The organism is Kibdelosporangium banguiense, from assembly GCF_017876405.1.
GTDB lineage: Bacteria > Actinomycetota > Actinomycetes > Mycobacteriales > Pseudonocardiaceae > Kibdelosporangium > Kibdelosporangium banguiense.
The window spans coordinates 2330720-2354415 of record NZ_JAGINW010000001.1; the positions used below are offsets into that span (position 1 = coordinate 2330720).

Annotated in this window: 18 protein-coding genes; 8 read left to right on the top strand and 10 right to left on the bottom strand. The window is 67.2% G+C overall.

The window, feature by feature from the left end; all coding sequences use genetic code 11:
* Positions 1 to 60: 60 nt before the first annotated feature.
* The 3 genes from murJ to JOF56_RS11180 are packed head-to-tail and all read right to left on the bottom strand — an operon-like array spanning position 61 to position 4480.
* Entirely contained in the window at positions 61 to 1731 is a 1671-nt protein-coding gene (gene murJ / locus JOF56_RS11170; RefSeq protein WP_245378235.1) for a murein biosynthesis integral membrane protein MurJ, read from the bottom strand.
* Positions 1728 to 3920 (bottom strand): hypothetical protein, encoded by a 2193-nt coding sequence (locus tag JOF56_RS11175; protein ID WP_209636992.1) that lies wholly within the window; start codon positions 3918 to 3920, stop codon positions 1728 to 1730. The genes murJ and JOF56_RS11175 overlap by 4 nt, the downstream gene beginning before the upstream one ends.
* Positions 3917 to 4480, bottom strand: a complete 564-nt coding sequence (locus JOF56_RS11180; RefSeq protein WP_209636994.1) for an NUDIX hydrolase — start codon at positions 4478 to 4480, stop codon at positions 3917 to 3919. The genes JOF56_RS11175 and JOF56_RS11180 overlap by 4 nt, the downstream gene beginning before the upstream one ends.
* Positions 4481 to 4535: 55 nt before the next feature.
* On the opposite strand from JOF56_RS11180, the gene JOF56_RS11185 reads away from it, so the two are divergent.
* On the top strand, positions 4536 to 6029 hold the full coding sequence (locus JOF56_RS11185; RefSeq protein WP_245379368.1) for a CCA tRNA nucleotidyltransferase: 1494 nt from the start codon (positions 4536 to 4538) through the stop codon (positions 6027 to 6029).
* On the opposite strand, the gene JOF56_RS11190 is transcribed toward JOF56_RS11185, so the two are convergent.
* Positions 5946 to 7241: an MFS transporter gene (locus tag JOF56_RS11190; protein WP_372447860.1), complete on the bottom strand. Its 1296-nt coding sequence runs from the start codon at positions 7239 to 7241 to the stop codon at positions 5946 to 5948. The two genes, JOF56_RS11185 and JOF56_RS11190, sit on opposite strands and share 84 nt — an antisense overlap.
* A 700-nt stretch (positions 7242 to 7941) precedes the next feature.
* On the opposite strand from JOF56_RS11190, the gene JOF56_RS11195 reads away from it, so the two are divergent.
* The gene (locus tag JOF56_RS11195) at positions 7942 to 8523 is read left to right on the top strand and encodes a YqgE/AlgH family protein (protein ID WP_209636998.1); all 582 of its coding nucleotides are present in this window, start codon (positions 7942 to 7944) and stop codon (positions 8521 to 8523) included.
* Here JOF56_RS11195 and JOF56_RS11200 read toward each other — a convergent pair.
* A complete protein-coding gene (locus tag JOF56_RS11200) occupies positions 8485 to 8943 on the bottom strand; it encodes an SdpI family protein (RefSeq protein ID WP_209636999.1) in 459 nt (152 codons plus the stop codon). The genes JOF56_RS11195 and JOF56_RS11200 overlap by 39 nt on opposite strands.
* 45 nt (positions 8944 to 8988) lie before the next feature.
* Here JOF56_RS11200 and JOF56_RS11205 point away from each other — a divergent pair, with 45 nt between their 5' ends.
* Both JOF56_RS11205 and leuS read left to right on the top strand, forming a co-directional pair.
* Positions 8989 to 10080 (top strand): esterase-like activity of phytase family protein, encoded by a 1092-nt coding sequence (locus tag JOF56_RS11205; protein ID WP_209637001.1) that lies wholly within the window; start codon positions 8989 to 8991, stop codon positions 10078 to 10080.
* Between the two features lie 136 nt (positions 10081 to 10216).
* On the top strand, positions 10217 to 13042 hold the full coding sequence (gene leuS, locus JOF56_RS11210; RefSeq protein ID WP_209637003.1) for a leucine--tRNA ligase: 2826 nt from the start codon (positions 10217 to 10219) through the stop codon (positions 13040 to 13042).
* A gap of 126 nt (positions 13043 to 13168) precedes the next feature.
* Here the strand turns inward: leuS and JOF56_RS11215 are convergent, their stop codons facing one another.
* Positions 13169 to 13891, bottom strand: a complete 723-nt coding sequence (locus tag JOF56_RS11215) for a TetR/AcrR family transcriptional regulator (protein ID WP_209637005.1) — start codon at positions 13889 to 13891, stop codon at positions 13169 to 13171.
* A gap of 590 nt (positions 13892 to 14481) precedes the next feature.
* On the opposite strand from JOF56_RS11215, the gene JOF56_RS11220 reads away from it, so the two are divergent.
* Together JOF56_RS11220 and ptsP are read left to right on the top strand one after the other, a co-directional pair.
* Positions 14482 to 15324, top strand: a complete 843-nt coding sequence (locus tag JOF56_RS11220; RefSeq protein ID WP_209637007.1) for a ribokinase — start codon at positions 14482 to 14484, stop codon at positions 15322 to 15324.
* 10 nt (positions 15325 to 15334) lie between these two features.
* Complete coding sequence (gene ptsP, locus JOF56_RS11225) at positions 15335 to 16963, top strand: phosphoenolpyruvate--protein phosphotransferase (protein ID WP_209637009.1); 1629 nt, start codon at positions 15335 to 15337, stop codon at positions 16961 to 16963.
* Between the two features lies 1 nt (position 16964).
* Here ptsP and JOF56_RS11230 read toward each other — a convergent pair whose 3' ends face one another.
* The 4 genes from JOF56_RS11230 to JOF56_RS11245 are packed head-to-tail and all read right to left on the bottom strand — an operon-like array spanning position 16965 to position 20561.
* Entirely contained in the window at positions 16965 to 17594 is a 630-nt protein-coding gene (locus tag JOF56_RS11230) for a DUF1707 SHOCT-like domain-containing protein (RefSeq protein WP_307855039.1), read from the bottom strand.
* 18 nt (positions 17595 to 17612) lie between these two features.
* Positions 17613 to 18269, bottom strand: a complete 657-nt coding sequence (locus JOF56_RS11235) for a response regulator (protein WP_209637013.1) — start codon at positions 18267 to 18269, stop codon at positions 17613 to 17615.
* On the bottom strand, positions 18266 to 19423 hold the full coding sequence (macS, locus tag JOF56_RS11240) for a MacS family sensor histidine kinase (protein WP_209637015.1): 1158 nt from the start codon (positions 19421 to 19423) through the stop codon (positions 18266 to 18268). Before macS ends, JOF56_RS11235 begins: the two co-directional genes overlap by 4 nt.
* Entirely contained in the window at positions 19410 to 20561 is a 1152-nt protein-coding gene (locus JOF56_RS11245; protein WP_307855040.1) for an AI-2E family transporter, read from the bottom strand. Before JOF56_RS11245 ends, macS begins: the two co-directional genes overlap by 14 nt.
* A 72-nt stretch (positions 20562 to 20633) precedes the next feature.
* Here JOF56_RS11245 and JOF56_RS11250 point away from each other — a divergent pair, with 72 nt between their 5' ends.
* Both JOF56_RS11250 and JOF56_RS11255 read left to right on the top strand, forming a co-directional pair.
* Entirely contained in the window at positions 20634 to 22709 is a 2076-nt protein-coding gene (locus JOF56_RS11250) for a translocation/assembly module TamB domain-containing protein (RefSeq protein ID WP_209637018.1), read from the top strand.
* Positions 22710 to 22896: 187 nt separating this feature from the next.
* Positions 22897 to 23661 carry a hypothetical protein gene (locus JOF56_RS11255; RefSeq protein ID WP_209637020.1) on the top strand — a complete coding sequence of 255 codons (765 nt, stop codon included), beginning with the start codon at positions 22897 to 22899 and terminating at the stop codon, positions 23659 to 23661.
* Positions 23662 to 23696: the final 35 nt, after the last annotated feature.

Consider the following 23696-nt stretch of genomic DNA (forward strand, 5'->3'; position numbering starts at 1 on the left):
CGCGACGGATACCTCGGCACGAGACTACGGGAAACCTGACAGCCGTGAAGCTCACGCAGATCAGCGGCGACGAATCAGTCGGGTGATTTTCGCCGTCGCCGGTTTGAGCTCCTCCACCTTGAGCGCGGCCAGCACGCCGAACGAGACCACGCCGGCGACGATCCCTTCGATGATCAAAGACATGACTGCCCTGGGTGCGGCCGCCTCCGGCAGGATCGCGCCGAGCAGCTTGGCGATCCCCAGACCGGCCGCCACACCGAGCCCGCCGGCGAAGACAGAGAAAAGCGTGACGCCGACTACACGTTTGGTCTTCAGGTGCCCGAGACGTACCCATAGCCACACTTGGCCCAGCACGGCACCCACCACATAGCTCAGCGAGTTGACCATCATCACGCCGATCACGACGTGTTCCGGAGCGAGCATCGCCTCGCACATGTAGAGCAGCGGCACCTTCACCGCGGTCATCACGATCATGATCAGCGTGGGCGTACGGGCGTCCTTCATCGCGTAGAAGACACGCAGCTGCAGCATCACAAGCGCGTACGGCAGCAGACCGAAAGCCGATACGGCGAGCGAGTCGCCCAGCCGCGTGGCCTGACTCACATCGCTGTTGCCCCACGAGAACAGCACGACACCGATGGACGTACCGGTGACCGTGAGCACGGCGGAGATAGGCACGAGGATCACGGCAGACAGGCGGCTGGCGTACGACAGGTCGCCGATCAGCTTGCGGTCATCACCGTCAGCGGCCGCACGGCTGAGCCGCGGCATGATCGCGGTGAGCAACGAGACGCCGATGACGCCGTACGGCAGCTGGAACAGCAGCCACGCGTTGCTGTAGATCGACGCGCCACCGGGCGCGCCCGCAGTGAGCACGCGGGTGCTGATGACCCAACCGATCTGGCTGACCGCGACATAGCCGAGGATCCACAGCGCCAGGCCGCCGAACTCCTTCAGCCGCTTGTCGAATCCCCAGTTCCAGCGGAACCGGAACCCGATCCGGCGCAGCGCGGGCAGCAGCATCAGCGACTGCACCACGATGCCGGACGTCACGCCGATACCCAGGACGAGCAGTTTGGCGTCGCCCATCTTGACCGGGTTGAGCGAGATCTCGCCGGGCACGATGGCGTAGACGCCGATGGTCAGCATCACCACGAGGTTGTTGACCACCGGTGCCCACGCCGTCGGCCCGAAGATGTGCTTGGCGTTCAGGATCGCTGTGAGCAGGGCGAACAGGCCGTAGAAGAAGATCTCCGGCAGCAGCAGGTAGCCGAACGCGGTGACAAGATCGGGGTTGGCCTTGCCGGTCGAGCCGTCGACGTAGAGCTTGGTGAACAGCGGCGCCAATGCGACCGCGATGACCGTTCCGACCGCGAGCAGCGTCATCCCGACGGTCAACAAGCGCTGCGTGTAGGCCTCACCGCCGTCGGGATCGTCCTGGGCGCGTACGAGCAGCGGCACGACAACGCTCGCCAGCACACCGCCGATGAGCAGCTCGAAGACGATGTTGGGCAGCGTGTTGGCGACGGTGAACGAGTCGTTCACCGCCCCCAGCCCGACCGCCGCGGTGAGCATGACCTTCCAAAGGAACCCGGTGATCCGGCTGACCAGCGTCGCGATCGCCATCGAGCCTGCGGCGCGCACGATCGACCCGCGACCCGTTTGCTGGGGCGCCGGTTTGCCTGGTTGTCTGCCTCCGCCGGGGGGCACGGTGGTCCTCGCTCTGGTCAAGCCGGTGTCGACTCCTGCTCAGTCTGGTTCTTCTGCTTGATCCGGCGGTAGACCCGTCGGCCGGCGAGCAGCATGAGCATGCCGCCCGCGACGCTGGTCACCGCGACAGTGATCGTGCCGTACGAGGTCGAGGACAGCTCAAACCGATAGACCGTCCCCAGCGCGGTGCCACCCGGCGTGGTCACCCAGACATCCACCGTGAACCGGCCCGCACGCTGCAGCTCGGCCGGAACGAAGTCGGTGAACGCCTGGCCGGCCGGGATGGTCCGTTCGATGGTGGCGCCCGGCCGCAGGCCCGCGGTCTGCGAGACGACCAGCCGCACCTTCACCGCCACGGCAAGGTTGTTACCGACCCGGATCGGGATCGGGCTGTCGGACGACGCGAGCGAGATCGGCGGGCCCGGTGGGTTCACGGTGACCTGCATCCGCATGGTGTCGAGTTCGGTCCGGGCGACCGCGGCCGCCCCCATCCCGCCGTCGACATTGCTACGCCACGCGCTCGACGAGGCCCGCAGCAAGCCGATCCGGATGGGCTTGAGCAGGTCGTCCGGGTTGATCGGACGGGTCCGGTCCGGTTCCATCGCGCCGCGCAGGTCCCGCAGCACCGCGTTGGTCTGCGCGATCTCCGCCGTCATGACGGCAGGGATCTCGGCGGCGACGTCCTGCTCGGTGTAGTTCAGGCCGCTCGCCGTGCCGTTGGCCGACGAGCTCGTCAGGTCCTGCAGCGGCCGGGGATCAGCCAGGTTCTCGGCGAACATCCGGCCGATAGACCGCAGGTACTCGAGCAGTTCGCTGGCCGGCGCGGTCCACCGGCGCGGCGGCGCGACGAGCACGGACTGGCCTGACTGAGTCGCCCGGAACACCAAGGCGGCGAGCCCGTTCTGTACTGAGACAGGGCCTGGCGCGGCAGCGCTCCCGGTGAGGGCCGACGACGTGAGCTGGTCGATCGGGACCGCACGGTTGGACTGGCCCACCGTGAACGGTGCCGACCCCGTCACCCCGGCGAGCCGGTCGGGATTGCTCAGGACGGTCGTGGGCGAAGACTCGGTGATGTCACTCAGGGTGCGCGGGTCGAGCACGCCGTCGATCGGCCACACCACGTTCTGCAAGGGCTTGGCTGGCTTGAGGATGTCCGACACGGCCGTGAAGCTCTGGCTGACGGCGGTTTTGGCGAGGTCGACCTCGGTCGCGCGGGACAGGGCGGACAGGTCCGCGTCGGCGTACGGCAGCGCGATCACACACTGGTCGTCGGTGAGCGACTTGAGCAGGGTCAGCCAGCGCTGAGCGAAGCCCTGGCCCTTGCCCGGCAGGTTCTGGCCGTTGGAGCTCTGCACCTCGTAGCCGTTGGCCATGCCCTGCACGGTCGTCAGCAGGTCACCGTCCACGGCGAAGCAGATCGACGACGCCAACGCGCTGTCCTGCCGGACGGCGCCCTCGACGGCGTTGAGCATCCCGTAGAGCCGGCCGCCGATCTGCAGGGAGGTCGCCAGATCGTCGTCACCCAGCACCAACCGTCCGTCCGAAGTGCTCTTGACCGTCCGGGGCCGGTCGTCCACCAGCGGCCACAGCACGGTGATCTTCGACGGTGAGGCCGGCGGCTGGATCGTCCGGCTCGGGGTCGACAGCACAGGCAGTAGGACGTTCAGGCCGGCGAGCCGTTCCTGACCGCCGAAGTCCGGCCGGCCGTTGACGTTGATCAGGACCGGGTAGACACCCGGCTGATCGAGCTTGAGCGCGTCCAGTGGCACGGTGACGGTGAAGTTCGCGCTCGCCCCCTGGTCGAGCGACTTCGCCACCTCGACGAAGGGCGAGGGCACCTTCTCGGCGGCCGGCGGCTGGGTCAGGGCGGCGCGCAGTTTGGCCTCGTCGGTCAGCACGTCACCGCGCTGCAGCCGGATCTCGACATCCTCAAGCCTGCGGTCGCCGACGTTGGTCAGCTTGCCGGACACCGTGACGTTGCCCGAGTCGGCGCGTACCACCCGCGGGTTGAGTTGATCGATGGCCAGTTGGACCCGGGACGGCGCGTTCGCGGGCTGCGCCCTCGCCATCCCGATGGGGGCCACCAGGGGCTCGACACCCGGCGGCGGCTGACCGGCCGCGGCCAGCGGCGTACCCAGTACCAGCAGGAAGCCGGTCACCAGGGCGGCGAGCGGAGACTTGTGACGGGTTGCGTAGCGCAGCCCACTCATGGTTTTCGACCCTTCGGCGCGTCAAGGCCATCCGAGAACGTCCCGTCACCCTCCCGGGGAACAGGTGTCGGCTCGGAGAGTAGTTGCATCGCCTTGCGCACCAACCGGCGCTCGTCCGCATACGCCAGCCGGTCGTCAAGATCATCCAGAGCGACCCAGGCCACCTCGGTCACTTCGGTGTCCTCGTCGGACAGCTCACCGGACAACGCGGTCAGCAGGTAGTGGTGCACGGTCTTGTGCACCCGGCGGTTCTCCGCGACGAACCAGTAGTCGATCGAGCCGAGCGAACGGACCACCTCGCCGGTGATACCGGTCTCCTCCCTGACCTCCCGCACAGCGGTCTGCTCGGGCGTCTCACCGGCCTCGATGTGGCCTTTGGGCAACGACCACAGCAACCGGCCCTTGCGGTCCAGCCTGCCGATGATCACCGCGTTGGCCTGGTCCTCGTCGACCACGAGCCCGCCCGCGGAGGTCTCGTCGACGGTCGCCAGCCGCCTGCCCCGGCGTCGGCTGCGACGCCCGGTGCGGGCGCCGTTCGGCCGGCCGGATGACGGGGACATGAACTCGATCGTAATCGTCTCGCCACGTCAACTAGCCTGGTTCGCCGTGTCGACGATGCTTGCCAAGCAGAATGCGGTTGTGGAACTGCTCCGGATCTCCCCGCTGTCGGATGAGCTGGCCGCCTTGTTCACCAAGGCAGGTCACAGCCTGTTCCTGGTCGGTGGGAGCGTGCGGGACGCACTGCTCGGCCGGCTGGGCACGGACCTGGACTACACGACGGACGCACGCCCCGAAGAGGTGATGCGCCTGGTGTCGGGCTGGGCCGACGCGGTCTGGGACATCGGTATCGCATTCGGCACCGTCGGCGCCACCAAGGGCGGCGTGACCTGCGAGATCACCACGTTCCGGGCGGATTCGTACGACGGCGTGTCGCGTAACCCGGAAGTGCAGTTCGGTAACTCGATCGAGGACGACCTCAAGCGCCGGGACTTCACGGTCAACGCGATGGCGGTGAACCTGGCGACGAAGCAGTTCGTCGACCCGTACGACGGCATGACCGCGCTGTCCTCGCGGATCCTGGACACTCCGGCGACCCCGCAGGAGTCGTTCGGCGACGACCCGCTGCGGATGATGCGCGCGGCCCGGTTCACCAGCCAGCTGGGCTTCACCCCGGCGCCGCGCGTGGTCGAGGCGTTGCACGAGATGAACGAGCAGATCACCCGGATCACGCCCGAGCGGATCCAGGTCGAACTGTCCAAGCTGCTGTGCGGCGCCAACCCGCGCCTGGGCATCGAGCTCCTGGTCGACTCGGGGCTGGCGGCACACGTGCTGCCAGAGGTCCCCGCGATGCGGCTGGAGATCGACGAGCACCACCAGCACAAGGACGTCTACGAGCACTCGCTGGTCGTCCTGGCGCAGGCCATCGACCTGGAGGAAGAGGGAAGCGAACCGGATCTGGTCCTGCGCCTGGCAGCTTTGCTGCACGACATCGGCAAGCCGGACACCCGGCGGCACCTGCCCGGTGGGGGCGTCTCGTTCCACCACCACGAGGTGGTCGGCGCCAAGATGGCCCGCAAGCGTTTGCGTGCACTGCGGTACTCCAAGGAGATCATCGAGAACGTCGCCAACCTGGTGTTCCTGCACCTGCGGTTTCACGGCTACGGCAAGGGCGAGTGGACCGACTCGGCGGTGCGCCGGTACGTCACCGACGCGGGCCCTTTGCTGTCGCGGCTGAACAAGCTCGTGCGCGCGGACTGCACCACACGTAACCGTCGTAAGGCACAAGCGCTGCAGCGGTCGTACGACGACCTGGAGGCGCGTATCGCGCGTATCGCGGCCGAGGAGGACCTCGCACGCGTACGCCCGGACCTCGACGGCAACGAGATCATGAAACTGCTCGGGCTGCCGCCCGGCCCGATGGTCGGCAAGGCCTGGAAGTTCCTCAAGGACCTCCGGCTGGACCGCGGTCCGCTCGACCACGACGAGGCCGTGGCCGAGCTGCGGCGCTGGGCGGCCGAGCAGGGACTAGGCGGTAGCCCGCTCCCGGCGGCTGGCGAACACGTAGCCGACGGCCCCGACCAGGTAGATGACGATCGTCACGACGACTAGACCGTGCGAATGGCCGTTGGCGGGGATCACGATCGCGGCCAACGCGATGGCCACCACCTGGGTGACGTTGAACAGTGTGTCGTAGAGCGAGAAGACCCGGCCGCGTGACTCGTCGCCGATGTCGCTCTGGATCACCGCGTCCACGCACAGCTTGATCACCTGACCGCCCCCGAACAGCAGGAACGCGGCGCCGAGCATGGTCGGCAGGGTCATCGGCAGACCCAGGCCGGCCATGGCGGTGGCCACGACCAGCAGCGAGCCGATGATCACCCGGTGCCGGCCGAACCGGTCGACCAGCTTCGGCGTGAACACGCCACCCAGGAAGATGCCGAGCCCAGCCATGGCCGCGATCTCGCCCAAGCCGGTCAACCCAGCCTTCAACCAGCCCACATCAGTGAAGTAGTAGCGCATCAGCAGCACAGCCATCAGCAACGCGATACCCGTCGACGCCCTGTGCGCGAACAACGCGACAAACCCAGCGATCACCCGCGGCGCCTGCCAAGCCGCGCGCCCACCGTCAACCAACCCGCGTGCAACGGCAAGCACCGTGCCTGACGGCTCGTTGACCTCGTCAGGACCAAGCATGCCCTTGGCAAAGCGCACCGCAACCATCGCAGCACCCAGCGAACCGATGAGCGCGAACGACGTGGTGAGCCCAGACCCGAAGTCATCCTCACCGAAGATCCTGCGCAGCCCGATCGCGCACCCACCACCAATGACCGCCACAACCGACCCGAGAGTCACCGCGATCGAGTTGGCCTGCACAAGATTGCGCTCCGGCACCAGATGCGGAAGAGCAGCCGAGAACCCCGACCCGATGAACCGCGAAACCCCCAGCACCAGCAACGACATCAGGAACAGAACCTGACTCGGCGCCCCCGCCAGCAACCCAAGCGCCGCGAACAGCACCAATACCGCCCGCAACAAACTCGCCACAACAATGACGCGCCGACGGTCCCAACGGTCAAGCAACGCCCCCGCAAACGGCCCCACAACCGAGTACGGCAGCAACAGAGCGGTGAACCCCGTCGCGATCGTCAGCGGATCCGCCCCCCGCTCCGGGTTGAAGATCACCGCCCCGGCCAACCCGGCCTGAAAGAGCCCATCCCCCCACTGCGATACGAACCGCAGGTACAACAACCGGCGAAAATCCCGGAGCACCAGCAACTGCCGGGCCGGCACCTTCTGCTCGCCATCCACCACCGCGGTCACGAGCGTCCAGCCTACGCACAACAGGAAACCGACAGCCAACTTCGCATAAACAAGACATCCCCACCGCCCCGAACTCCCCGCAACCAGCCCCCACCCTCCAGACCCACCAAAAAACCGCCCCTCGCCCCCTCACAAGAGAAAAGCATCCCCCACCCTCACCGGGGGGCGTCCCTGGTCCAGTCTATCGGAAAGGGGCTCTGAGCAGGGCTTTTCAAGCCACGAACCGGTGTGAACGGACCGTTCATCCGGACTTCACACGAACGGCCCAACCCACCTGAAGGCAACGCAAGAACACCGCCGCCAAGCAACAACCCCTCAGCCGTGCCCTGACCACACGCCAAGCCCTAAGAGCCGTGAGGCGCGTGAAGCAGCCAGCGCTGGGTCGAGACGTACCGCACCGTGGGGGCCTGGGGGGGCTCGGCCCCCAAAAAATGACCCAGCCGACCCGGGGAAGCTGCGAAGCAGCGACCACAGGTCGGCCGAGGATGGTCGGTACGCCCGGTCGCCTCTCGGCGAGTGGCGCGACGTGGCTCCTGCGTTACCGGTATTCCACGAAGGCTTTTTTGGTTGAGCCCGGGGGACACGTTGGCGCACCGACCTACCTACCAACATACCGGGTTCCTGCGTTGTTCCCGCGATCTTCTGGGGGTGGTTGTGCAACGGTGCGGCGACTCCTGGGGTGGGTGGGCCGGATGGGATCATGTGCGGTGTGCGACCTGACGCTGACGTTGAGCCAGGAACGCTGCTTGTGGCAGCGCCAACCCTGCTTGACGAGAACTTCCGCCGGACGGTGGTCTACGTGATAGACCACCGCGGTGAGGGCACGCTCGGTGTCGTACTCAACCGTCCAAGTGAGGTGCCTGTGCATGACGTGTTACCCGCGTGGGGTGACCACGTCAGCGAGCCGCAGTCGTTGTTCGTGGGCGGGCCGGTTGAGCAGAAGACCGCGCTCTGCCTCGCGGCGCTGCGCACGGGTGAGGACGCGTCGAGCCTGAAGGGCGTGATCAGCGTTCGGGGCCCGGTCGCGCTTGTGGACCTGGACGCCGATCCTGATCAGCTGGCGCCCAGGGTCAAGGGGCTGCGGGTGTTCGCGGGTTACGCGGGCTGGGATGTGGACCAGTTGGCCGGGGAGATCGAGCGCGGTGACTGGATCGTGGTGCCGGCGCTGCCGAACGACGTGCTCGCGCCGGTGGACCAGGACCTGTGGGGCCGGGTGTTGCGGCGGCAGGGCATGCCGGTCTCGCTACTGGCCACTCACCCCGGCGACGTCCGGCTCAACTGAGCGCTTCAGCTTCGCGACGCCGCAGTTTCCGCACGCACAGCCGGCGCATCCGGCCGGGAGTTCCTTTTCCGGCTCCGGCACGGCCAGTGCGGCCTTGTGCCCGAGCAGGCCGCCCGCGATGACGATGCCGAGCATGCCCACCAGGCCGAGCAGACCGGCCACCAGGCCGCCGGTGGGCAGCGCGATGCCCAGGACGCCGCCGAGGACACCGACCACGCCGCCCACGAGGATGGGCAGCCCGGCGACCTTGTTGCCGATCCGGAAGGTGTCCGCGTCACGCATGGTGGCGGCCGTGCGCACCCCGGCGAAACGGTTCAGCGGCAGCCGCTCGAGCAGCCCGAGCAGACCTAAACCCGCCACGATCGCTCCGGCGACGGCGAGTACGGAAGCGAGGATCACGGCTTCGATGTTAGGTGTCATGTGGAGTCAACCAACCGGACACCCTCATTGGATGTGCTACACGCCATGTCTGCACGGTTAACGGCGGCCGCGGCCGCCACCATCTTCACCATTGGCCTGACGGCCGCTCCAGCAGCGGCGACCCAGGATGTTCGGCTGCTCGGCGAGACGATCGTGCCGCGTGGCCTGGTCTTCGAGGGCACCACGGTCGGCGGCCTGTCGGGCATCGACCGAGACCCACGCACCGGCGACTACGTCTTCATCAGTGACGACCGGTCGAGCCTCCAGCCTGCCCGGTTCTACACGGCGAAGATCGATGTCAACGCTCGTGGACTGGGCGCGGTCCGGTTCACCGGCACCCACCCGTTGCTGCAGCCGGACGGCACCACCTATCCGAAGGACGCGGTGGATCCGGAAGAGATCCGGGTGGACCCATGGACCGGCCGCTACACCTGGACTCAGGAAGGCGGCCGCGCACCGGCGCCCCTCGACCCGTCGATTCGCATCGCGTCGAAGACCGGCCAGTTCGCGGGCGAGCTGCCATTGCCGAAGAACCTGCACGTCACGGCCACAACTGGCCCACGTGCGAACCTCGCGCTCGAAGGCCTGACGTACGCCGCTGCGGGTGCGCTTGTGGTCACATCAGTGGAGGCACCGCTGCTGCAGGACGGTCCTGTTCCGACGCCCACCAGCGGCGCGTTGTCGCGGATCACCGTGCAGACCAGGACCGGGCAGGTGCTCGCGCAGTACGCCTACCCCGTTGAGCCGATCTTCACCCAACCGGTCCCACCGACCGCGGCGGCCGACAACGGCATCAGTGCGATCGTCGCGGCCGACCCGCTGGACCCGACTCGGTTCCTCGTGGTGGAACGGTCCTTCGCGACCGGCGTCGGCAACAAGATCCGGATCTTCGAGGCGTCCACGCGCGGCGCCACGAACGTGTACGACAAGGATCTGGCCAAGGCGAAACCGATGCGCAAGAAGCTGATCGCCGACCTGTCCCGGTTCAAGTTGTCTACTGTGGACAATATCGAGGGGATCACCTGGGGCCCGGGACTGCCCCGTGGTGAGCGCTCGTTGCTGTTGGTCAGCGACGACAATTTCTCGGCCACCCAGGTCACCCAGATAGTCGCTTTGGCGGTCCGCTATCCTCAGTGACATGGGCACGGCCCGCCGACTTCTTCGCCGGCCGCGCTGACCCGCAAGGACAGGTTGGCGCGGCGACCCCTCATGCCCGGACAGGGCTGAGGGGTTTCGCGTTGTTCGGGGCCGAAATTCCAGGGAAGGACTGGCGATGAGCGAAAGCGCTGAGGCGGTACCGGCGCACCGCTACACGGCCGCGCTGGCCGGGCAGATCGAGCGGAAGTGGCAGCAGTACTGGCAGGAGCACGGCTCCTACGAGGCGCCCAACCCGGTCGGCCCGCTCGCGGGAGCTGTGCCCGAGGACAAGATGTTCGTCCAGGACATGTTCCCATACCCGTCGGGCGCGGGCCTGCACGTCGGGCACCCCCTGGGCTTCATCGGCACGGACGTCTTCGCCCGCTACCACCGGATGCTGGGCCACAACGTGCTGCACACGATGGGCTTCGACGCGTTCGGCCTGCCCGCGGAGCAGTACGCGATCCGCACCGGACAGCACCCGCGCAAGACCACCGAGGACAACATCAACACCTACCTGCGGCAGATCCGCAGGCTGGGCCTGGGCCACGACGAGCGGCGCCGGATCTCCACGATCGATCCGGAGTACTACAAGTGGACGCAGTGGATCTTCCTGCAGATCTACAACTCCTGGTACGACGAGCAGGCCGGCAAGGCCCGGCCGATCGCCGAGCTGGAGACGGAGTTCGCGCAGGGCAGCCGCAGTGTCCCGGACGGCCGTGGCTGGGGTGAGCTGACTGTCGCCGAGCGGCAGGAGATCATCAACTCCTACCGCCTGGTCTACCTGTCCGACGCCCCGGTGAACTGGGTGCCGGGCCTGGGCACGGTCATCTCCAACGAAGAGGTCACCGCCGACGGCCGCAGCGAGCGCGGCAACTTCCCGGTGTTCCGCCGCAACCTGCGGCAGTGGATGATGCGGATCACCGCGTACGCCGACAGGCTGATCGACGACCTGGACCGGCTGGACTGGCCGGACAAGATCAAGGCGATGCAGCGCAACTGGATCGGCCGCTCGCACGGCGCCGTGGCCAAGTTCGCCACTGAATCCGCGGACATCGAGGTATTCACCACCCGCCCTGACACCCTGTTCGGCGCGACCTACATGGTGCTGGCGCCGGAACACCCACTGGTGGACCGGATCGCCGCGGCCGAGTGGCCGTCCGATGTGGACCGCCGATGGACCGGAGGCGCCGAGACCCCGGCTCAGGCCGTTGCCGCGTACCGGCGGGCGGCGTCGCTGAAGTCCGAACTGGACCGCCAGGAGAACAAGGACAAGACCGGTGTGTTCACCGGTGCGTACGCCACCAACCCGGTGAACAACACCAAGATCCCCGTGTTCATCGCGGACTACGTGCTGATGGGCTACGGCACCGGCGCGATCATGGCGGTGCCCGGCCAGGACCAGCGCGACTGGGATTTCGCGGCCGCGTTCGGCCTGCCGATCATCCGGACCGTGGCGCCGAGCGAAGGCTTCGAGGGCGAGGCGTTCACCGGTGAAGGCCCGGCGATCAACTCCGGTTTCCTGGACGGCATGGCCATCGACGAGGCCAAGAAGACGATCATTGCCTGGCTGGAGGAGCACGGCCGCGGCCGGGGCACCATTCAGTACAAACTGCGCGACTGGCTGTTCTCGCGGCAGCGTTACTGGGGCGAGCCGTTCCCGATCGTGTACGACGAGGACGGCCTGCCGCACCCGGTGCCGGAGAGCCTGCTGCCGATCGAACTGCCCGAGGTCGACGACTACTCCCCGACCACGTACGACCCGGAAGACGCGGACACCGAGCCGTCGCCGCCGCTGTCGCGCGCGACCGACTGGGTAACCGTCGAACTGGACCTGGGCCAAGGCCGCAAGACCTACCGACGGGACACCAACACGATGCCCAACTGGGCAGGTTCGTGCTGGTACCAGCTGCGGTACGTCGACCCGACCAACAGCGAGCGATTCTCCGACCCGGCGAACGAGCGTTACTGGCTGGGCCCGCGCACCGACAAGTTCGGCGCGAACGACCCCGGCGGCGTCGACCTGTACATCGGCGGCGTCGAGCACGCGGTCCTGCACCTGCTGTACTCGCGGTTCTGGCAGAAGGTGCTGTTCGACCTGGGCCACGTCAGCTCGGACGAGCCGTACCGCAAGCTGTTCAACCAGGGCTACATCCAGGCCTTCGCGTACACCGACGCACGCGGCCAGTTCGTCCCGGCCGCGGAGGTCGTCGAGGAGAACGGCAAGTTCTTCTACGAAGGCCAAGAGGTCACGCAGTCCTATGGCAAGATGGGCAAGACCGAGCGCAACGTCGTCACCCCGGACGAGATGTGCGAGTCCTACGGCGCGGACACATTCCGCCTGTACGAGATGTCCATGGGCCCGATGGAGGTCTCCCGCCCCTGGGCGACCAAGGACGTCGTCGGCGCCCAGCGATTCCTGCAACGCCTGTGGCGCAACGTCGTCGACGAGGCCACCGGCGAAATCCGCATCACCGACGATGAACCGACCGAGACCGACCTGCGCCAGCTGAACAAGGCCATCGCCGGAGTCCGCGAGGACTACTCGGAGATGCGGTTCAACACAGCCGGCGCCAAACTGATCGAGCTGAACAACCACCTGACCAAGACGTACGCCTCAACCGCAGGTACACCTCGCGCCCTGGTGGAGCCGCTGGTCCTGATGCTGGCCCCGCTGGCCCCGCACGTATCCGAGGAACTGTGGTCCCGCCTGGGCAAGGACTCCCTGATCCACGGTCCATTCCCGACAGCGGACGAGCGCTACCTGGTCGAGGACACAGTGGAGTATCCGGTCCAGGTCAACGGCAAGGTCCGCTCCCGCGTGACCGTCGCCGCCGACGCAGCCCAGGACGTCGTCAAAGCCGCCGCCCTGGCCGACGAAAAGATCGCAGCCCTGACCAACGGCAACGAACCCCGCAAGGTGATCGTCGTCCCCGGCCGCCTGGTCAACATCGTCCTGTAGACACGAACCACCCCAACAGGGTGAACCCCGTGCGAACGGCCCATTCGCACCGGGTTCACCCTTGAAAACCCCTGCCCACCCGCCGTCCCTTGTAGTCAGACTGGAACAGGGACGTTCTGGGGCTGTCTATTCGATGGTGAGGCCTGCGTCGGCGACTAGTTCGGCGAGCATTATTTCGAAGAAGCTCTCGGTGTTGGTTACCAGGAGCGGGAAGTGGCCGAAGACCTCCAGGGCGACCTGGCCGTACAGCCTGACCCAGAACTGGAGGATCATGTAGGCGGTGCCGATGCTGAGGATCTCGGCTGGGACTGTGACGCCGGACTGGGCGATTGTGGTCAGCAGGTCGGTGCGGAACGCCTCGAGGTCTGACCGCATGGCTGGGGGGACCTCGTGGTCCGGCCGCACGTTGAGTCTGTTGGTGACCAGTACTCGGCCTGCGACCGACAGGAAGATCCGGCCGAAGGGGTCTGTCCAGAGGTCGTCCGGGCCGCCGGCTGGTTGGGCGAAGACCATGGAGAACTCGCGGGGGTGGGCCAGCGCCCATCTGCGGAAGCCTCGGCAGATGGTCAGCACCTGTTGGACGGTGTCGTCCTCGGGCACTGCTGAGAGGTCGGCCGTCAGATCGTCGGCGAGGTCGGCACAGATGTCCATCCGGACGTGGTGCACGAGGTCCTCACGCGATGAGTAGTAGCGGTACAGCGCAGGTGCGGTGATTCCGAGCTGACGCGCGATCGCGCGCAGTGTGACCGCTTCGGGACCCTCGTTGACCAGCAACGTACGCGCCTGCTGGCGGATGTCCCGGTCCGTTTCCGCCCTGGCACGTTCGCGACGTGTGGGCTCGCTGCTCATGCTTGACTCCATCGCGTTGTGAACACCGCTAACCATGCGCACCTGTTCACGCAGACGGTAGTCACGGCAAGGCCCATGCACCACCGAAACACGAGGACACCACGCTGTTCGGTAGAGGACGCGAATTGTGAGATACCTGATATACCAGGGCGGAAAACTAGTAAAAGTGTGAGTGATTATGATGTGCTGTCGGCATTGCAGGGCTGCATGGCTGACACCGAGCCGCCCGAAAAAGTTTGTGCTGTCGGTGGCGGTTCGCCCCGGAACGGCACCGCGGGGCTACACGACCGACGCCGAACTGCATTGTTTGTGCTGTCGGTGCCGGTCGCTCGGGGGGCTACACGACCGACACCGACAGCACAGAAGCCCAGCCCTCGCCCCCTGGGCGGGACTGGACCCCAACGCCGCGATGATGGTCGCAGCGTGGGCCTTTACACCTGTCCTGGACGGGTATACACGACGTTCACTCACATTGTGGCATCAACTATCCACAGAGAGCCGCAATCGTTAACAGATGCGCATGCTCATGCATAAGAGCGCATGGCAGTGTGAAGCTTGTGGGAGTTGATCTCGGACTTGATCTTATCGTGGTGGGTTCGGCAAACGCCGACCTGGTAGTGGCAGTGGAAAGGCGGCCGGGTGCGGGCGAAACCGTGCTCGGATCGGACACGGTTGTGCTGCCGGGCGGCAAAGGCGCCAATACCGCGGTCGCGGCGGCGAAGCTCGGGGCCAAAGTCTCATTGCTCGCCGCGATCGGTGACGACTCGTACGGCCAGTTGCTGTTGGACTCCTTGTCCGCGGCTGGCGTCGATACCGGGTTGGTGCGGCGCAGTGAGCGGCCCACCGGCGTCGCGTACATCTTCGTCACGCCGGACGGTGAGAACTCGATCCTGGTCTCGCCCGGTGCCAACAGTGCCCTGGCCAGCGAAGACGTTGATCTGCCGGGTGCGCGGGTTCTCGTTGCGTCGCTGGAAGTCCCGTTGGCGACCGTGGAACACGCCGTCGCGGTCGCGGCTGAGAATGGAATCCGGCCGGTGGTCAATATTTCACCGCCTGCCAAGCTTTCCTCGAAAACCTTGGCCGCGCTTGACCCGATGGTGGTCAACGAACACGAAGCCGCCGAACTGCTCGGCCAGGACGCCGACCCACGCGCGCTGCTTGAGCTCGGGCCGAAGTCGGCTGTGGTCACGCTCGGCGCCCGGGGTGCCTTGGTGATCGAGCCGGATGGTGTCCATGAAATCGAGTCGCCCCAGGTAGAAGCGGTAGACACGACTGGAGCGGGCGATGCGTTCACAGGTGCGCTGGCGGCACAGCTCGCCCAAGGTGCTGATCTCGTCACCGCCGCGATGCTTGCTGTCAAGGTGGCGGCAATCTCAGTCACCAAGCGCGGTGCCCAGCCTTCGTACCCGACAACGGCCGAACTCTCGCTGTAGGGTCCAATTCATGCTCAGTGGCGTCGGCGTCAGTCCTGGTCGGGCCGCAGGCCCGGTAATCGTGGTCGCGCAGCCGGCGGGCGAGCCGCCCGCAGGTCCACCGCCGGCCGATCTCGCGGCCGAAGCGAGCCGTATCGCGTCGGCAGCCGAACACGTTGCGGCCAGTCTTCAGTCCCGGGCCGATTCGGCGACCGGCGAGGCGAAGCAGCTGCTGGAGACCACTGCGTTGATGGCCGCGGATCCGTCGTTGCGCAGCCAGGCCGAGCAGCTGGTGACTACGAAACAACTCCCAGCGCCGCGTGCGGTCTACGAAGCAGCAGCGAGTTTCGCGGACGCGTTGCGGGCAGCGGGCGGCTACATGGCCGAGCGCGTCCGTGACATCGAGGATGTGCGGGACCGTGTTGTCGCCGAACTGCTGGGCATCGCGCCGCCCGGAGTGCCTGAGCTGACCGAGCCGAGTGTGCTTGTCGCACAAGACCTCGCGCCCGCGGACACGGCCGGGCTCGACCCCAAGCTGGTGCTCGCACTCGTGACCGAGGAGGGCGGGCCGACCAGCCACACCGCGATTCTGGCTCGTGCGCTGGGAATTCCGGCGGTTGTCGCGGTTCGTGGTGTTCTTGCGGCGAATCCGGCCCAGCTGATCGTCGACGGCGAGACCGGAGCGGTCGAAGTTCCGTCGAGCCCGGTCACGCCGTTCGCCGCGGAAGTCAGTGCCGGTGCGGACTGGAACGGCATCGGCACCACTTCGGACGGCCTGCGCATCAAGATTCTCGCGAACGTCGGCTCTGCCAAGGATGCGAAGGCCGCAGCCGAAGCGGGCGCCGAAGGTGTTGGCCTGTTCCGCACGGAGTTCTGCTACCTCGCGGCCACCGACGAGCCGTCGGTCGAAGACCAGCACGCCGCGTACGCCGCGGTGCTCGCACCGTTTCACGGGAAACCGATCATTGTCCGGACGCTCGACGCGGGGGCGGACAAACCGTTGGCGTTCCTCAACCCTGACCCGGAGCCCAATCCGGCGCTCGGTGTGCGCGGCATCCGTGTCTCGCGCGAACGGGCCGACGTGCTGGAACGCCAGCTTGCCGCGATCGTCTCGGCCGCGGCGGAAACCGGCGCCCAGGTCTCGGTGATGGCGCCGATGATCGCGACGGTCGAGGAAGCCGCGTGGTTCGCCGACCGGGCGCACGCCGCCGGAATCGCACGCGCGGGCGTGATGATCGAAGTCCCCGCGGCCGCGTTGGTCGCCGAGGAGATCTTCAGTGTTGTCGAGTTCGTCAGCATCGGTACGAACGACCTCGCGCAGTACACGCTCGCCGCGGACCGTCAGCTCGGCGCGGTCGCGAACCTCAACGACCCGTGGCAGCCGGCGTTGCTGCGGCTGATCGGCATGATCGGCAAAGCCGCGCAGGCCGCGAACAAACCCGCGGGCGTGTGCGGCGAGGCCGCAGCCGATCCGAATCTCGCGAGTGTCTTGGTAGGCCTGGGAATCAGCAGCCTGTCGATGAACCCGAGCGCGGTCCGTCGCGTCGGTGCCGCATTGGCCAAGCACACCGAGGACTACTACCGCCAGGTCGCCCGCGCCGCGCTCGTCTCGCACACGACCGCGGACGCCAAAGCGACTGTGCACGCCATGTTGTCGTGACCTAGTCGCTGTCCCGCAAGACCTTCAGCGGGAACTGGACTACGAACGGCCCGATCCGGATCGCCCACGGACGCTTGACCTGAACGACCCCGCCGAGCACGGTCCCACGCACAACGAAGTGCGGACGGCCCTGCCGTCCGCGCCGCACCTTGTTGGACAGCTTGCCCGCGGACACGCGCAGCGAATCGGTGTCCACGGTGGATTCGGGCGGCAGCACCAGTTTCACGTGCGCGGCGTGCACCTCACACTCGATGACCACCACGTCGTGGTCGATCTTGGCAACCGTGAAGTCGAGTACACAGCCGCTCATCGTGCTGTGCACGACCAATTCCGGCGGTACGACCCAACGGCCGGTCCGCGTCAGCTTGGTCATGTTGCTGCGTAACTCCAGCCGCTGCGGCCCTGCGGGTTCGGTCGCCGGCGCGTCCGTACGCACCAGACCGGGCAGGTCGACCAGGACGGCGTTCAGCTCGGACCGGGTTTTGGCGGCCAGCGCGGCATCCGTGCGGGTGGCGAACTCGTCCAGCGTGATCAGGCCCTGCCCGATCGCCTTCTGCAACAGGCTCACCACATGGTTGCGCTCATCGTCGGAGACTCGGAAATCACGGGGGTCGACGGGAGGCTCGGTCACGCCCCCGCACATTAGCGGTTACTCTTCGTCAAGTCCGTGCTCAATGGCATACCGGGCGAGCTCGACCCGGTTGTGCAGCTGGAGTTTGCGGAGTGTCGACTGGACGTGGTTCTCCACAGTCCGGTGGGACAGCACCAGGCGGTCCGCGATCTGCCGGGCGGTCAGCCCCTTCGCCACCAGCCGCAACACCTCGGTCTCCCGTTCGGTGAGCTGCGGCGCAGCCTCGGCTTCCGCCGGCGCGGCGGCCATCCGCCGGTACTCGCCCAGCACGAGCCCTGCCAATCCCGCGGTGAACACCGCGTCCCCGTGCGCGGTTCGGTTCACCGCGTCGACAAGTTCCTCGGCCGAAGCCGATTTCACGAGGTATCCCGAGGCTCCGGCTTTGACCGCTTCCAGCACATCGCTGTGCGCACCGCTGGCTGACAGCACCAGGACCCGGGTACTCGGCAGATCGCGCACGATCGCGCGGGTCGCGTCCACTCCGGATTCGGTGCCCAGCTGCAAGTCCATCAGTACTACATCCGGGGTGACAGCACGCGCTATCCGGATAGCGGCGTTTGCGTCGCCGGCCGTGGCCCGTACGTCGAAACCGCGCTCTGTCAGGTCACGCGCCACACCATCGCGCCACAACGGGTGGTCGTCGACCACCATGACCGAGATCGACTTGCTGGTCATCCCCCACCTCCCACCTTGTGGCGCCCCTTGCGGCCGACCGGCTCCCGGGGAATGCGGATCTCCCACTCCGTGCCCTGGCCGGGGGCCGTCTGAAGGGTGATCGTGCCATTCAAGGCGGCGACACGCCCACGCATGGACCGGGCCACTCCCATCCTCCCGGTCGATTCTGCCTGTTCAAGCCGTCCGGCCGGGATGCCGGTGCCGTCGTCGCGGACACTGATGACGACCTCGTCGCCGAGATCCTCCAGCAGCACCCATGCCCGGGCGCCTTCGCCCGCGTGCCGTGCCACGTTCAACAGTGCCTCGCCCACCAGCGAAGTCAGTTCGGCGACCGTCGTCTCAGGCAGTTGCACTGCGGTCCCCGGTACCGAGACCTGCACGGTTCCGGTCGCCATCACCTGCAACCTGGACCGTAGGTCAGCTGTTCCATCGTCGGTCGACTCGGGAGGCGCGGCCGCGACGAGCGCGCGCAACGCGACCTCCTGCTCACCCGCGAGTTCAGCCAGCTCAGCGGCCTCACCGCCGAGTTCGTTGCCGCGCTTACGCACGCGTGCGAGCACTTGCAGCACGCTGTCGTGAATGCTGCGCGCGAGACGCTCTCGTTCGGCGGTCGCGGCCTCGGCTCGTAGTGCGCGTGCCATCCGCTCCTGCGAACGCCGTGCGGTGACGGACGCCAACCCCACGACAAAACCGCTGCCTATCAGTAAGACACCGTCTCTGGTCACGTCCGTTGTCAGCTCGCCGCGGGTGAACCCGGTCGCGATCGCGACGGCGAGCCCGGCCAGCACACCTGTTGTCCGGCCGTTGAGCACTGCCGCCGCGATCGGTGGCGCGCTGGCCCACACGGTCGTGATCAGCGGCGCGATCTCGGTCATCTGCTGTGGCGACAGGATCCACACCGAGGTGTACATCAACGCGCAGGTCACGGCCACGTCCGACCACACGACCCAGACAGTGCGTAAGGACTTACGCAGGTAGGCGAAGACGGTGAACGCGGTCCAGAGCGCGATCAGCCCGAGCACGATCCAGGCCAGCGTCGGCCTGGTGTACCTGCCGTGGTTCACCAGCACTGCGGCGACGGCGAACCCGAAGGTGACCAGCCTCAGGATCGCGACACTGTTCCACAGCGGAGCGTGCGGATCACTCCGTTGCACCTGGTCTCGATCCTTTGTCAGCCAGCACGTCGATGTCGTCGGCCTCGGTGTCGCGGTCACGGTCGCTCAGCAGCGACTTGATGCCCGCGTTCAGCACTGCCAGCAGCGGAACCGCGAGCAACGCGCCTGGGATACCGGCCGCGACCAGGCCCGCGGTGATGGCGAGGACGACCGCCAGCGGGTGCAACCGGACGGCCCGCCCCAGCAGCCACGGCTGCAGGATGTGGCTCTCCAACTGCATCACGCCGATCACGATCGCCAGCACGACCAGCGCCGCCACGAAACCGTTTGCCACCAGGGCGACCAGGATGGCCACCGTACCGGCGATCACGGCACCGATGATCGGGATGAACGCGCCGAGGAACACCAGCGCGGACAGCGGCACCACGAGCGGGACTCCCACGATCGCCAGCCCGATGCCGATCCCGACCGCGTCGACGACCGCGACCGCGACGGTCGCCCGGATGTAGCTGACCAGCGAGGAGAAGCTGCGGCGACCGGCGACGTCGGCCCGCTCACGCACGTGCTCCGGCACGCCGCGCACGACGAACTTCCAGATGTTGCCGCCGTCGTAGAGGAAGAAGATCAGGATGAACAGCGTCAGCACGAACCCGGCGAGGAGCTCGCCGATGCTGGCCGCGGTGGTCAGCGCGCCGGAGGTGATCGCCGCCTGATTGTTCTTGATCGTGTCGATGATGTTGCTGATGAAGTCCTTGATCTGCTCGTCACGCAGGTGCAACGGGCCCTGCTGCAGCCAGTTCTCGATGGTGTCCAGCGACTGGCCGACCTGCGTCTGCAGCTGCGGCAGACCGGTGGTGAACTCCGAGATGACGAACGTGAGCAGGCCGCCGATCGCGGCGAGCCCGGCGATCAGCACGATCGCGGCCGACAACGCGCGTGGCACACGCCACTCGACGAGCTTCTCCACGCCCGGCGCCATCAACGCGGCGAGCAGTAAAGCGATGGCCAACGGGATGAGCACAGTGGAGAAGTAGCCGCCCAGCCAGATCAGCACGTACAGCGCCGCGATCACGACTACGAACCGCCATGCCAGCGCAGCGGACACGCGCAGACCGCGTGGCACCGCATTCGTCACTTCGAGCGGCGCCAACGGCCGCTTCTTGGGCTCGCTCGTCACCCGAGTCACGTTATCGGTACGAGCCGACAAAATGGGCCGTCTGCCCGTGCGTCCGCGCGAAAGAATCTTGATGTGTCCCGATACGAACTGACCGACGCCGAACGGTACGTCGTCGAGGCCTTCCAGCGCGGCGACCGGATCGACCTCGGCGGCCGGTCCATCCGCGGCCAGGTCCTGGCCGAGCTGCTGGACGGCCCCGGCTCGCCGAGCGTGCTGCGGCTGACCGGCGCCCGGATCACCGAGTACTTCGGTCTGCAGGGCCGGGACGTCCGCCAGGTCCTCGACCTTCGGGACTGTGTCTTCGAGCACCGGCCGGACCTGCGGATGGCCCGGATCGTCGGACTGCGGATGCACGCGTGCCGGATGCCGGGTTTCCTCGGCCGCAACATGCGTGTCGAGAGTGACCTGATCCTCGAGCCGCGGTTCACCTGCGACGGGACGCTCGATCTGACCGACGCGACCATCGAGGGCTCGCTGCGGATGGCAGGCGCGGTTCTACACGGTCCGCTCCTCGGTGCGCGTGTGCGCATTCTCGGTTCGCTGCAAGCGGTGGTGTTGAAGACCGCCGGCGAGATGCGGCTGACCGGCGCCAAGATCGGCGGTTCGCTGCAGCTCACCGGTGCGAATCTGAACAACCCGGACGGTGATGCGCTCGATGGCGCCGGAATGGTGGTGGACGGCAACCTGCTGGCCAACGCCAAGGGCGGCCGGTTCCGTTCGTCCGGGCGGGTGTCGTTGGTCAGTGCTCGCATCGGTGGCGACGCGCGGTTCACCGGAGCCGAGCTGACGTCGCCATTGGACTGCGACCGCATCAAGGTCGAAGGCAACATCGCGATGGACAACGGTTTCACCGCGACGGCCCAGGTGCGGCTGATGGACGCCCGGGTCGGAGGGTACCTACGGCTGACCGGCGCGACCCTCGGCTCGTCCGAAGCGGACGCCGATACCGAACGTGGGCCCGCTGCGCTGTTCGCCGACGGCATCGAGCTCGGTGGTGATCTGAATGCCAGGTCCGGTGCACTCGCCGGCGCGCCGAACGAACGTCCGTTGGTCGCGTACGGCCAGGTCCGGTTGCCTGGCGCCAAGATCGACGGCAGCGCGAGCCTGTCGGGCGCGCAGCTGCACTGTCCCGGCCGGGATGCGGTCTTCGCCGACCGGCTGCAAGTCGGTGAGACGTTCTTCATGGAAGGTGTCCGGGCGACCGGGTCGATCCGGCTGCAGGACACCAGGATCGGCGCCTCGCTGAACGTCACCGGTTCCTCGTTCACCGAGCCGAGGCGCCGTGCGGACGGCAGCCGCAAGCCGTCACTGGACCTGCAGTTCGCTTCGATCGGCCACAACCTGTTGTGCAGTGTGGACGTCACCGCGACCGGTGGCGTGAGCGCGCGGCTCGCCGAGATCCGGCACACAGTGCACTTGTCCAAGGCGGCCATTGGGGACGGTCAGCCGGACAGTGTCGCGTTCGACGGCTACGGCTTGGTCGCGCACCACCTTGTGATGCGGTTCCCCGTGGACGCTCCGCCGCAAGGTCGTGTGCGGTTAGGAAACGCACGGGTCCGTCAGTTGTCCGACGGCCCGGGTGTCTGGGCGGCCAAGGGCGGCGTGGACATAGACGACTTCGTGTACGAGTCGGTGGACACAAACGACGGTGTGACGGTCAAGGACAGGCTGCGTTGGCTGCGCGCGGTGCAACCGGACTTCGCGCCTGGACCGTACGACCATCTCGTGACCGTGTACCGGGACGCGGGCGAGGAGGAACTGGCCGAGCAGGTCCTAATGGAGAAGCAGCGCAGACGGCACGCCGAACTCAGGCTGGCCGGCCGTGTCTGGGGTGTGGTGCAGGAGAAGACCGTCGGATACGGCTACCGGCCCTGGCTCGCGGCCGTGTGGCTGGCGGTGTTCTGGTTGTTCGGCACGCTGTGGTTCACCTTCAACGTCATGTCCAAACTGGACAACGATCAGAACCCGGTGTGGAGCCCGCCCTTGCTGGCCATGGATTTGCTGCTGCCGATCATCGATCTCGGCCAGGACAAGATGTGGCGGATGGAAGGCGCGTCGCACTGGATCTCGGACGTTCTCATTGCGGCGGGCTGGATTCTGGCCACCACGGTCGCCGCGGGTGCCACCCGGCTGCTGAAACGGGGCTGACCTCAAAGGACTACGGAGTGTGCCCTGTGGAAACACTCCTTGTCAGTCACACGATCGGGGGGACAAGCCGCTTCCGGCGTGCGTCACTCCGTTTCACTCTGACAGTCTTGCTGTCGCACCCCGGTGGCGTGATCGAACCTAGACCGGGTGCGACTACCAACCGAGACCGACAGACAGGTACTGACGCGTGGACACGGCACGGACAGCGAGGGGCGCCCGACTGCGGCGCATCCTGTCCCGTGCCGGCCTGGTCCTCGGCGGTGCCGTCGCCGGAACCGCGGCCGCCTGGTTGTTGTCGATGTCGACCGCCTCGGCAGACGAGCTCACCCCGGCACAGCCGGACCTCGTCAAGCCGGTCGCCGACGCATTGGGAGACACCGGCCAGGTCGGGAACTTCGTGGGCACCGTGCTGCCGGAGCCACCCGCTCCGCCCGCCCCGCTCGAGGAGTTCGGCCAGCAGGTCAAAGGCGCTGTCGAACAGGTCACGGCAGGCTTGAACCTGCCTGCCAGGACGGAGCTTGGCGAGCCCACCGCGCCCGCCAAGCTCCGTCTGCTCTCGATCGGCGACGACGATGTGGCGCCGATCGTCCAGCCGCTCGCCGCGTCCCCTCAGCTCACGCCGGTCGCCCCGGCCGTGACCGAGCGCGCGGCGGCACACGGCTCAGGCCGTGCCCTGGTGACTGAGTCGCCCATGCAGGTGCAGGGCGAGAAGGACCAGGAACTCCCCGCCCTCCCGCGGCTTCCGCTGCCCATGCCGCTGACCCCGCCCACTGTTCCCGCAGGCGCTTGCTCGTCCTGCGGCAACGGCGGTGGCAACGACGACTTCGGCATTCCGGTCGCCCACACCTGGCCGAGCTTGGCATCCGAGTTCGCCACCTCGCACGCGCTGCGTCTGATCTCGCAGCACGTTGCCCCGGCTGCCGGTGAGCAGCCCGGCGTCACCCCTGACTGACGCAAGCACACGCGCGGCCCTCTCCTAGCCCACGT